10 protein-coding genes and 1 tRNA gene are annotated in these 11,734 nt (G+C 43.6%); all 11 read right to left on the bottom strand.

Features of this window, described 5'->3' with window-relative positions:
• Nucleotides 1-7: 7 nt before the first annotated feature.
• Nucleotides 8-2,614 (bottom strand): calcium-translocating P-type ATPase, PMCA-type, encoded by a 2,607-nt coding sequence (locus ACLROL_RS01500; protein WP_413067213.1) that lies wholly within the window; start codon nt 2,612-2,614, stop codon nt 8-10.
• Nucleotides 2,615-2,914: 300 nt separating this feature from the next.
• Entirely contained in the window at nt 2,915-4,027 is a 1,113-nt protein-coding gene (locus ACLROL_RS01495; RefSeq protein WP_087203396.1) for an ABC transporter ATP-binding protein, read from the bottom strand.
• Between the two features lie 129 nt (nt 4,028-4,156).
• Nucleotides 4,157-4,999: a 16S rRNA (cytidine(1402)-2'-O)-methyltransferase gene (gene rsmI / locus ACLROL_RS01490; RefSeq protein ID WP_087203397.1), complete on the bottom strand. Its 843-nt coding sequence runs from the start codon at nt 4,997-4,999 to the stop codon at nt 4,157-4,159.
• A 13-nt stretch (nt 5,000-5,012) separates the two neighbouring features.
• A complete protein-coding gene (locus ACLROL_RS01485; RefSeq protein ID WP_330620521.1) occupies nt 5,013-5,765 on the bottom strand; it encodes a tRNA1(Val) (adenine(37)-N6)-methyltransferase in 753 nt (250 codons plus the stop codon).
• Nucleotides 5,758-6,663 (bottom strand): stage 0 sporulation family protein, encoded by a 906-nt coding sequence (locus ACLROL_RS01480; protein ID WP_087203399.1) that lies wholly within the window; start codon nt 6,661-6,663, stop codon nt 5,758-5,760. Before ACLROL_RS01480 ends, ACLROL_RS01485 begins: the two co-directional genes overlap by 8 nt.
• A gap of 3 nt (nt 6,664-6,666) precedes the next feature.
• Entirely contained in the window at nt 6,667-7,656 is a 990-nt protein-coding gene (gene holB / locus ACLROL_RS01475) for a DNA polymerase III subunit delta' (RefSeq protein WP_087203400.1), read from the bottom strand.
• Nucleotides 7,657-7,723: 67 nt separating this feature from the next.
• Nucleotides 7,724-8,308, bottom strand: a complete 585-nt coding sequence (locus tag ACLROL_RS01470; RefSeq protein WP_221920351.1) for a guanylate kinase — start codon at nt 8,306-8,308, stop codon at nt 7,724-7,726.
• Nucleotides 8,301-9,704: an aminotransferase class I/II-fold pyridoxal phosphate-dependent enzyme gene (locus ACLROL_RS01465; protein WP_413067212.1), complete on the bottom strand. Its 1,404-nt coding sequence runs from the start codon at nt 9,702-9,704 to the stop codon at nt 8,301-8,303. The genes ACLROL_RS01470 and ACLROL_RS01465 overlap by 8 nt, the downstream gene beginning before the upstream one ends.
• Before the next feature lie 31 nt (nt 9,705-9,735).
• Nucleotides 9,736-10,896: a MalY/PatB family protein gene (locus ACLROL_RS01460; protein WP_087203403.1), complete on the bottom strand. Its 1,161-nt coding sequence runs from the start codon at nt 10,894-10,896 to the stop codon at nt 9,736-9,738.
• A gap of 24 nt (nt 10,897-10,920) precedes the next feature.
• Entirely contained in the window at nt 10,921-11,460 is a 540-nt protein-coding gene (locus ACLROL_RS01455) for a hypothetical protein (protein ID WP_413067211.1), read from the bottom strand.
• A gap of 129 nt (nt 11,461-11,589) precedes the next feature.
• Nucleotides 11,590-11,662: transfer RNA gene (locus ACLROL_RS01450), tRNA-Lys, on the bottom strand.
• Between the last annotated feature and the right edge of the window lie 72 nt (nt 11,663-11,734).

Here is an 11,734-nt window from a genome sequence, read left to right as displayed (position 1 = left end):
CTCCCCTTTATTTGAGTCTGGCGCGGATTGCTTTCAGACACTGGATGACCGGCAAGTTCAAAAGTGCCAGTCCATATACTGTTAATAGCTGAGACATGCTTAATGTTACAACACTAAATACAGACTGTAAAAACGGCACTGTAAGAACCGCTGTAATCAGGACAAAACCGATCATAAATGCGCCCTGAAGATAAATATTGTTGAAAAATCCTTTGTGGAACAACATCGGTTTATCTGACTTGCAGTTGTAACCATGTACCAGTCGTGACAGACATAGTGTTCCAAAAGCCATCGTACTTCCCAGAAGCGCTCCTTCACTCGTATATCCGATCATAAATCCGATCATTGTCATGATACCGATGGAGAGACCTTCTGTCCCGATCTTTACAAGGAAATCTTTTGTCAAAATGGACTCATCTTTTCTTCTAGGCTTTTCATCCATAACATCGGAACGGTGCGGCTCCAGACCAAGTGCGATAGCCGGAAGGCTGTCCGTGAGAAGGTTGATAAAAAGCAAATGCACTGGTGCAAACGGTACCGGAAGTCCTGCGATAGAAGCATACAGGACAGCCAGGATTGCACCAAAGTTGCCGGACAGTAAGAACTGAATGGAACTTTTGATGTTTCTGTATACATTTCGTCCATTCTCTACCGCTTTTACGATTGTCGCAAAGTTATCGTCCGTGAGTACCATGGAAGCCGCATCTTTCGCTACCTCGCTTCCGGTAATTCCCATTGCAACTCCGACGTCTGCCTGTTTCAGAGCAGGTGCATCGTTGACACCATCCCCTGTCATTGATACGATATTTCCTTTTTCCTGCCATGCCTTAACGATACGGATCTTGTGTTCCGGTGACACACGGGCATACACGGAAATCTTTTCCACGAAATCTTTCAGTTCTTCATCGGAAAGATTTTCGATCACTGCACCTTCACATGCCTCGGACTCATCCTTCAAAATACCAATTCTCTTTGCGATAGCCGCTGCTGTAACCTTGTGGTCTCCAGTGATCATGACTGGTTTGATACCTGCGCGGATACACTCAGCAACCGCATCTTTGGATTCCACACGCGGCGGGTCCATCATTGCAATCAATCCAAGGAAGGTAAGATCTGTTTCATCTTTTTCCGTTATTCCCTTTACCTGATCCAATTTTTTATATGCAAATCCCAGTACACGAAGCCCTTGTCTTGAGAATGCTTGGTTCGCCTCCGCAATCTCCTTACGGTCTTCATCTGTAATTTTTACTTCTTTTCCATTTTTACGGATACTTTCCATTCTTCCAGAGATTACATCAACCGCACCTTTGACGATCATGATCACTCCATCTTCCATTTCATGGACTGTGGACATCAATTTTCGGTCACTGTCGAAAGGAACTTCTGAACGCCGTTCATGTTCCTCCCTGATTTTTTCCGCATCCATCTGAAAATCAGAAACAAAGCTTACAAGCGCTGTCTCTGTCGGATCTCCTATTTCTTCTCCATTCACAATTTTGGCATCGCTGCAGAGTACACTTGATTTCATGAGAAGCTGTACATCCCCATCATCTGTGTCGATATGAGCTTTCTCCATGCTTTTTCCAGGAATATAGCATGCTTCTACTGTCATTTTGTTCTGTGTCAATGTTCCTGTCTTATCAGAACAGATAACTGAAACACTTCCTAAACCTTCCACTGCCTGCAGTTTCCGGATGATAGCATGTTCTTTTGCCATCTTCTGTGTACCAAAAGAAAGTACGATCGTCACGATAGAACTCAGCGCTTCCGGAATCGCTGCGACTGCGAGCGCTACAGCAAACAGGAATGCATCTCCGAACGATCCGCCCCTTACGATATTGATAACCATCAGGAACGCACAGAAAATCAGGATGATAATGGACAGCTTCTGTCCAAACTGATCCAGATTTACCTGTAAAGGTGTCTTCTTCTCCGATGTTGTCTTCAACAAGGATGCAATCTTTCCTACTTCCGTTTCCATACCGGTTCCCGTCACAAAAACGGTTCCGCGTCCATAAGTAACAAAGCTTCCGGAATAAGCCATATTTACACGATCCCCAAGAGAAGTCTCCCCTTCGATGACGTCTGTACTCTTCTCAACCGGAATACTTTCTCCGGTAAGAGCACTCTCATCAATTTTCAAGCTGGCCTGATCGATGATCCTACCATCTGCAGGCACCAAATCTCCCGCTTCCAGGAAAACAATATCTCCAACTGTTACTTCTCTGGATGGAATATGGGTTACTGCTCCATTTCTCAGAACCTTTGCTTCCGGTCCGGATAATTTTTTCAAGCTGTTCAATGATTTTTCTGCCTTGATCGTCTGGACTGTTCCGAGGATGGCATTGATCGTGATAACGATCAAAATAACGATCGCACTCTCCATATCGCCCATAAATCCAGAAATAATAGCAGAAACAATCAGTATGATGACGAGAAAATCTTTGTACTGTTCCAGGAAAATCATAGCCACGCTTTTCTTCTTCTCTTCCTGAAGTTCATTCGGTCCGTACTTCTCCTGGTGTGCACGGATTTCTGCGTCTGTAAGCGGCTCCAATGAACCGTTTACCTGTTTTTTGACCTCATCCGTCTCCATCTGATAATACTGTTTCATTTTTTTCCTCCTTGTTTCTTGTAATAGGGTTCACAGTTTCCTGCTTTGTAATGCATCGGACAATAGAAAAAGACCTTTACTGCATTACAACATGCAGTAAAAGTCTCACCGTTTCATACTCGATCCGGGCAGAATATTCTGCCGTACTGACGAACCTGTAACGACTGGTATAATGCCGTCGGTTACTCCCTTTTACTAAATTACACTATACCTATTTTTTTCCAAAAAGTCAACCCCTGATAAGAGATAAATAAAATAAAAGGAGCGCTAAAAAGCGCTCCTGAAATGGACTAATGCCAATTAGTTTGTGATTGTCATTTCTGTTTCTTTATCAAAGACATGAATCTTTTCAGCATCGAATGCAAACTTCACTGTGTCGCCTGTTCTTGCTGTTGTTCTAGGATCCACACGAGCTGTCATGTTTGCTCCTTCGTAATCAAAGTGTAAGTAAACTTCTGCACCGAGCATTTCGTATACACGGATTGTAGCTTCGATCACTGTGTTCGGAGAAGCTGTGATGAACATCGGTTCATCATGTACGTCTTCCGGACGAATACCAAGTACAACTGTCTTTCCAGCGTATCCTCCCTCGATGAGTTTCTTTGCTTTTGCCGGAGGAAGTTCGATCTTAGCTGGTCCAACGTTAAGTAATACTTTATCTCCGGATACTTCACATTTTGCATCAAGGAAGTTCATCTGCGGAGATCCGATGAATCCTGCTACGAACAGGTTGCACGGTTCATCATACAGTTTTCTTGGAGTATCTACCTGCTGAACAACACCAGCATTCATAACTACGATTCTTGTACCAAGTGTCATAGCTTCTGTCTGGTCATGTGTTACGTAGATAATTGTTGTACCTAATCTCTGATGCAGTTTAGAGATCTCGATACGCATCTGACCTCTCAGTTTTGCATCCAAGTTGGAAAGAGGTTCGTCCATAAGGAATACTTTCGGGTTACGAACGATCGCACGTCCCATAGCAACACGCTGTCTCTGTCCACCTGAAAGAGCCTTCGGTTTACGGTCAAGCAGTTTTTCCAGGTCAAGGATTTTTGCTGCTTCACGAACCATCTTGTCAATTTCCGGTTTCGGAACTTTTCTCAATTTAAGTCCGAATGCCATGTTGTCATATACTGTCATATGCGGATACAGAGCATAGTTCTGGAATACCATCGCGATATCTCTGTCTTTCGGTTCTACATCGTTTACAACTTTATCTCCGATTTTCAGTTCTCCGGAAGAAATCTCTTCCAGACCTGCAACCATACGAAGTGTTGTGGATTTACCACATCCTGAAGGTCCTACGAAAATGATGAATTCTTTGTCTTCGATTTCAAGGTTGAAATCTTTTACGGCTTCGAATCCATTCGGATAAACTTTATTGATATGTTTCAATGATAAACTTGCCATTGGTGCTTCCTCCTAAAAATTACTACCGTTTTCTCGATGTAAATAGTATAAAAAAAATTCCCGAAAAACGCTAGTGCATGATTGCACAAACATTTTTCGGGATTCTGTACAAGGTGACTAATCCGTTTTTTATTTTTCCAGAAGCATCTGGTAAATCTCACGTTTGCTGACGCCACGATCTTTTGCCGCTCTCTTCATCGCTTCTTTTTTGTCGATTCCCTGTGAGAGATAGTATTCCATATGCTCCTCTAGCGTCATCTCCTGCCAGCGTGCCTGTTCTTCCTGGCGTATCTCATTAGGACTTTTCCCTTCCAGGATGATCACACATTCCCCTTTCGGCTGATGTGACTCATAGTAGGTTTTCGCTTCACTTAAGGTAGTATTAAACACTGTCTCGTGCTTTTTTGTAAGCTCCCGGCAGACTGCTGCCCTCCGGTTGCCAAGACTGTCCATGAGTTCCGCCAGTGTTTTCACAAGCCTGTGAGGAGCCTCGTAAAGGATCATTGTCCTTGTTTCCTTTTTCATCTCCTCAAGTATACGGGTTCTCTCTTTTTTGTCCGGTGGGAGAAATGCCTCAAATGCAAAGCGCCTTGTAGGAAGCCCAGATATAGTCAGAGCTGTGATACATGCACATGCACCCGGCACCGATGTGACAGAGATTCCTTCCTCCAGACACATCTTTACCAATTCTTCCCCTGGGTCCGAGATTCCCGGTGTCCCCGCGTCTGTGATCAGGGCTATATCTGCTCCCTCCTTCAGCTTCTCCACCAGTTTTTTCCCTTTTTCAATCTTATTATATTCATGGTAGCTTGTCATGGGTGTCCGTATTTCAAAATGATTCAGAAGCTTGACACTGTTCCTTGTATCTTCCGCAGCGATCAAATCCGCTTCTTTTAATATCCTGACTGCCCGGAAAGTCATATCTTCCAGATTTCCTATCGGCGTCGCACATAAATATAATGTTCCTGCCATGTTTTCTCCTTCTTTACAAAGCCTTTCCCATCCCGTACTGGGTCAAAAGTTCCTCGGTATAACTTCCATCCTTCTTATAGACGATCAGCGGCGGCTCCACTTTGATCCTGGAATTTCCTTTGTTGCTTCCTTCGATCAGGACCATGTTCGGTTCCTTGTCAACATACGGATGGACAAGTTTCATCCTTTTGGGTTCAATACCGTATGCCGTCATCCTGGAAAAGATCTCTGCCAGACGAAACGGACGGTGTACCATATAGAACCTTCCATGAAATTTCAGCAGTTTTGCACTTTCCCTGAGAATATCATCCAGCGTGCAAAGCACCTCGTGCCTTGCAATTGCCTTTGCACTGTTGGCGTTCGCAATACCATGCTGCCCGATCATATACGGTGGATTTGTCGTGATCACATCAAAAGAAGCAGCTTTAAAGATCTCTGCCGCTTCTTTGATATCGCCTGTCTCTATATGGACTTTGTCCTCCAGATGATTGTGCTTGACACTACGTCTCGCCATGTCGGCACTTTCCTCTTGTATCTCCAACCCTGTAAAGTCTTCTCCATCGGTCTTTACTGTCATCAAGATCGGGATGATTCCAGTGCCTGTCCCAAGATCCAGCACTTTTTCTCCCTTTTTTACTTTGGCAAAACTCGCAAGCAGCACTGCATCCATGCCAAAACAAAATTTTCCGGGATTCTGGATGATCTCGTATCCATTTACCTGGAGGTCGTCCAGTCTTTCGCCCTCTTTCAGATATCCGCTACTCAATTTTTGACGCCCCTTCATTCTTCTCAAGCACAGCCAGTTCTTTCATCTCTTCTTTGGAGAGACGCATGTCATTTTTCTTTCTCTTTTGGCGGAACTTCAGCTCCGATGCTTTATATTCCCGTATCTCTTTTTCATCATTTTCAAGTGTCACTACGACTTTAACAAGCTGCCTGAGTACGCTTAAGCTCTGTACTTCTCCTTTTAACCCTTCCGGTGTAGTGACCGTATCTCCTACCGATGGAAGTTTGCTGTTAAGCTGCTCGTAAGTCTCCTGCTCATTTGTGAGACAGCACATCAGCCTTCCGCAGACGCCGGAAATCTTTGTCGGGTTCAGGGACAGATTCTGTTCCTTTGCCATCTTGATGGACACAGGCGCAAATTCAGACAGATAAGTGTGGCAGCATAATTCACGGCCGCAAATACCAATCCCTCCGCGGATCTTCGTCTCATCTCTGACACCAATCTGCCGAAGTTCAATCCTTGTACGGAATACAGCTGCCAGATCTTTTACCAATTCACGAAAATCAATCCTTCCGTCCGCTGTAAAGTAAAAGAGCACTTTGTTATTGTCAAACGTATACTCCGCGTCGATCAGCTTCATGGCCAGCTTATGCTTTCGGATCTTTTCAAGGCAAATCTGGAAAGCTTCCTTTTCTTTTTCCCTGTTTCTTTCTTCTATTTTTCTATCCTCATTTGTGGCAAGGCGGATCACGGACTTCAAAGGCTGTGTGATCTTATCGTCTTCCACTTCCCTTGGCCCCATCACAACATTGCCGAACTCGATTCCCCTTGCCGTCTCTACGATAACCTGCTGTCCTTTTTTGATATGGAATTTTCCCGGCGCAAAGTAGTAAATCTTTCCGGCCGGCCGGAACCGAACTCCAATAATTCTTGTCATATCTTAGTTCTCCTTTATAGTCAGTAACAATAATTCCATTACCAGGTCAAAGTTGACATTGGCTTTCAGACGTGTCTTCGCCGTCTCGATCCCTTTCAGTATGATCTCTATCCCTTCATAAGAGCTGGTATTTGCCCGCTCCTTGATATATTTCATCTGATCGGAAAAGATCACACCATTAATGTCCTTCGTCGCTTTGTAAAGGAGGACGTCCCTGTACCATACACTGATCAGGTCCAAAATATCTGAAACTTCGATCTTATATCCGGACAGTCTCTTGACTGCTTCTACCAAATCGGTAAGTTCCATTTCCTTGATGTGCTTCATCAGCTGGATCGTCTCTTCTTTGATTTCGTTAAAATGTTCTGATGTGGCCAGCATGATGGCGCGTCCGATATTTCCCTGGGCAAATGCAGTACAGATATCTGCCTGATAATCCGGTATCTGCATCTGCTCCATAAGATATTTTTTGATCAGTGTATCCTTCACATTTTTTATCTTTAACACCACGCACCTTGACAAGATCGTCGGAAGAAGGCTTTCTGCATTCTCTGTGAGAAGAATGATGACTGCATACTCCGGCGGCTCTTCGATCGTCTTAAGCAGTGCATTCTGCGCCTGTACTGTCATCAGGTCTGCGTCCGGTACAATATAGATTTTATACTTTCCATTGTACGGTTTGATCATGATATCATTGTTGATCTGTACACGCACGTCTTCCACACTGATGGTGTTCGGCTTCTCGTGGGTAACCCGGATGATGTCCGGATGATTCCCGCTCAAGGCCTGCCGACACGAATGGCACTCATTACAAGGCTCTGTCGTCCCCTTCTCGCACTGCAGAGTCATAGCGAAAAGCTGGGCAAACATTTTCTTTCCAGCCCCACGCTCGCCATTAAATATATATGCATGAGACACCTGGTTGTTCTGTATTGTATTCTGAATATAAGAAACAAGATCCTTACGCCCTATAACATCTTTAAATCCTGCCATAATGTTCACCTTCTTTACTTTCTATCTCAATACCTGATTATGGTAAATTTAATCCAATATAAGTATATCACATATTATTGCGAATATATAGCATTATTTCTTCCAGGCACCGGTCCAGACAAGTATTTTCAAATCTTGCGGATATCCGGTATCTCCTGATTTTCTCTTCGCTGAAGTCTTCTGTATCTGCCAGAAAACGTCTGCACATCTCTGCATATTTCGGCTCTTCCTGCATGCGTTCTCTCTGGAGAGCCCGCATCAGACGCTCCCCATCTTCCACTTCCACATACACTGGCATGATCTTTTCTTCTCCAAAATACGCCCGCATTTTTCCATAAGAATCCAGCGTACCGATCATAAGATAGTTTGAATCATCCAGACAGATCTGTCCGTCATCTGCCGTAAAGTATTTCCAGATTCCATGAATCGTTTGATATTCCCTGAGTTCAATTACCTTATCGCTCTCGAGAAACATCCTTAGTGTCTCCTCATCTGTAAAAAAATACTCCCGCCCTTCTTTTTCTCCTTCGCGCATCGGACGTGTCGTATATAACGTAACTGTCCGAAGCATCGGCATCTTCTTTTTTATTTCCTGAAATATTGTATCTTTTCCAGAGGAGCTTTTCCCCATCAGATAAAAAATTTTACCCATTTATCCACACTCCGATCCTGTTTTCCTCTTCAGTTCCCTGGATGGAAAATCCTTTGTTTCTGTATCTTATCAAAAGGTCCTTTGCTTCTTTGGAAATCCGCTCACCTGGAACCGCAATAGGACTCCCTGGCGGATACAAATATGCATATTCAAGGCAGATCTTTCCTTCACACTCTTCAAAAGGGAGAAATTCCCTGTCACGAATCTCCGACGCTTCCCATGGGAGCAATATGCGCTCCATTTCCGGAAGATCATACCACTCTTTAGTCCCCTGAAGTTTTGTCAATCCCTTATCAATATCCAAAAGCGCATTTTTAAGCCTTTCCAATCCTTCTTTCGTATCTGCCAGCGACGTCATAGCCAGGACATAATCTCCGGCTGTCATCTCCATCTGGAGATGAAATTTCTCCCGGAGTATTTTTTCCAGATCCCGACTGGATATGTCAGTCCCCGCTGTGGATAACACAAGCTTTGATCGATCATACTGTGGAATACACTCCAGTTTTAAACTTCTCATTTGGCCAAGTGCCTGTCTAAGTTCCTGAAGGTCTTCTGCATACCGTTCAAACTCCTGCTTTCCTTTGTTCTCCAACATCTGCATGCACGCATCGATCCCCGCCATCAAAATATACGAAGGGCTGCTGGACTGCAGCATTTGAAGATATTTTTTTATTTTATTTCTGTCGGCTCTTTTTCCGTTGATATGCAAAAGTGCGCTCTGAGTCAACGCAGGAAGCGTCTTATGTACGCTGTGGATCACTACATCTGCTCCAAGTCTATTCGCATTTTCCGAAAAATATCCGCAAAATCCAAAATGGGCTCCGTGTGCCTCATCGACAATCAGAGGAATTCCGTGACGATGTGCTGTCTCTGCAATTTTCCTAACATCCGAAATCACTCCATCGTAAGTTGGGGATACGATCATCACCGCCCGTATCTCCGGATGCTCTTTCAGCATCCTGTCCACTGTATCCGCATAAATCTGCCCATTTAACACAGATCGTTCCATCTCTTCTGTTCTCTTTTCCGGATAAACATAGTATGGCTTCAATCCAAACAGCTCCACCGCATGATATACTGACTTGTGGCAGTGTCTGGAAATCAAGATAGAATCTCCCCGGTTCGTGCAGCCTCCTATGGCGCTCAAAATACCGGACGTACTCCCGTTGACAAGAAAATGTGTTTCCTCCGCTCCATAAAGTCTGGAAGCTCTATCCTGTGCCTGTTTTATGATCCCTTCGCAGTGATGGAGATCATCAAATCCTTCAATCTCTGTAATATCTATTTCATATGGCAGATCCTCTTCCATAAACTTCTTGTTTCTTTTATGTCCAGGCATGTGAAAACCATAATAGTCAGAATCTCCATACTGTCTCAGCAGCTTATATAATGTCATTTCCATATTTCCTTTTCCATAAAAAACTGCCCTATTTCAGGGCAGCTTCCAATCGATTTACGGTTTCTTCCACATTTTCGAGTCTAGTGGCCAAATTCAGACGGATAAACGATGCATATTCTTCTCCTCCAAACCAGTCTCCGAAATCTACTGCGATCTTTGCCTTATTCTGCACGATCTCTTTCATGTCCTCTTTCTTGATGTACGCTCCCAGATCAATCCACGCAAGATAGGTTCCTTCCATCGGATACACGATCGCTTCCGGCAGTTTCTCTGAAAAAAGCTCCTTCATCCTCTCATAATTTCCTTTGATAATCGTCCGCACTTTATCAAGCCATTCTCTGCCCCCTTCATAGGCAGCCTGCACAGCAATATAACCAAATGTATTTCCGCTGAGCATGTGCATGGAATTTAGAAATTCATCATACTGTGTCCGTATCTTCTCACTTGGTATGATCACGAAAGAATTGGAACATCCTGCCAGATTGAACGTTTTTGTGGCCGCTGTCAGTGTTACAAGAATCTCATCGTATTTACCGACCGTTGCTGCAGTTACTTTCTTTCTCTCTCCTGTCACAATGTCCTGGTGAATTTCATCCGCGATCACATATACCTGATACTTCTTACAGATTTCCAGCACCGCTCTTAATTCTTCCTCTGTCCAGACACGCCCTACCGGATTGTGCGGAGAACACAAAATAAAGAGCTTTACATCCTCTTCCACGATTTTTTTCTCAAAGTTTTCCACATCCATTTTGTATATGCCGTTGTCTATCCACAAAGGACAGTCGATTTTCCTTCTCTCATTTGCAAGAATTCCTTCGCGAAATGGATGATAGACTGGAGGCATAATCAGAATACTGTCATCTTTCTTTGTCAGAATCTGAATCAGCCAGTTGATAGCCGGAACAACACCTGGGGAAAATCGGATCCACTCCTTCTTTACCTCATAATCATGGTTCGTTTTTTCCCAGTTCATAAATGCCTCATAATAAGAATCCGGAACCTGATAATATCCGTACACGCCTTCCTCTACATATTTCTGCAGCGCTTTCTTTACACAAACCGGTACTTCAAAATCCATATCCGCAACCCACATTGCCAAGAGATCATCTTGTCCGAATTTTTCTTTCAATCCATCCCATTTTGCACAATCCGTATTTTTTCTATCCTTGTAAATGACTTGTTCCATTGTTATTCTACCCCCATATCATTTCTAGTTTCTGAATATCTTTACATTGTAAACTGCATTCTGAATTTCTTCCATTCTTTCCATTGTACCAGATGATATCACAGATGTGATCACATAGCCGTTATCAATATCAAAATTCCCTGCCGCAATAAAATACTTTTGCTGATCCTCCTCCTGATAACGCACAGTCGTCTGATATGTCCCTTCATCCGGATATACTTGAAAATCATCTACCTGGTACTGATAATTTCCAATCACATCTTCGTGAAGCTCTACACACTCCTCCTCTGTATCAGGCATTTTTTCTGAGCGTATCTCCGGCTCCTCGAGATAAGAAATCATTACTTTTCCGTCCTGGCCCTCAAAAATAATCTGATCTCCGGATTCCTCTGTGCATACAAACTCTTCCGGAAGGCTGATCTGTATATCCTGTCCATTGATCGAATACATCTCTTCCTGAACGAGACTATCTGTTTTCTCTGCTCCCGTACTCTGGTCTGCACATCCACCCAGAAAAACCAGCATACAGCAACACACTACCGCCATTTTCTTTTGTTTAGCCATTTTCCTCATCCTCTCACTGTGATCCCTCAAATTAAGTTTATCTTCGCAATATCGGATTGTCAAACTGATTTCCCGTTTTTTGTATAAGAAAAAAGCTTCTAATTTTAAAAATTAAAAGCTTTTTACAAGTGAAGCATCGGGGATTCGAACCCCGGACAACTTGATTAAAAGTCAAGTGCTCTACCGACTGAGCTAATGCTCCATAATATAAAACTTCAACTGGGCTAGTTGGATTCGAACCAACGAATGCAGGAGTCAAAGTCCTGTGCCTTAC

This window comes from Sellimonas sp., assembly GCF_047234585.1.
Lineage (GTDB): Bacteria > Bacillota > Clostridia > Lachnospirales > Lachnospiraceae > Sellimonas > Sellimonas caecigallum.
The sequence above is the reverse complement of the archived record's forward strand: the minus strand, read 5'-3'. Positions and strand labels throughout refer to the sequence as shown.

Coding starts and splice junctions, on each gene's coding strand:
- ACLROL_RS01500 (WP_413067213.1), bottom strand. CDS start 2,614: ATGAAACAGTATTATCAGATGGAGACGGATGAGGTCAAAAAACAGGTA.
- ACLROL_RS01495 (WP_087203396.1), bottom strand. CDS start 4,027: ATGGCAAGTTTATCATTGAAACATATCAATAAAGTTTATCCGAATGGA.
- rsmI (WP_087203397.1), bottom strand. CDS start 4,999: ATGGCAGGAACATTATATTTATGTGCGACGCCGATAGGAAATCTGGAA.
- ACLROL_RS01480 (WP_087203399.1), bottom strand. CDS start 6,663: ATGACAAGAATTATTGGAGTTCGGTTCCGGCCGGCCGGAAAGATTTAC.
- holB (WP_087203400.1), bottom strand. CDS start 7,656: ATGGCAGGATTTAAAGATGTTATAGGGCGTAAGGATCTTGTTTCTTAT.
- ACLROL_RS01470 (WP_221920351.1), bottom strand. CDS start 8,308: ATGGGTAAAATTTTTTATCTGATGGGGAAAAGCTCCTCTGGAAAAGAT.
- ACLROL_RS01465 (WP_413067212.1), bottom strand. CDS start 9,704: ATGACATTATATAAGCTGCTGAGACAGTATGGAGATTCTGACTATTAT.
- ACLROL_RS01460 (WP_087203403.1), bottom strand. CDS start 10,896: ATGGAACAAGTCATTTACAAGGATAGAAAAAATACGGATTGTGCAAAA.
- ACLROL_RS01455 (WP_413067211.1), bottom strand. CDS start 11,460: ATGGCTAAACAAAAGAAAATGGCGGTAGTGTGTTGCTGTATGCTGGTT.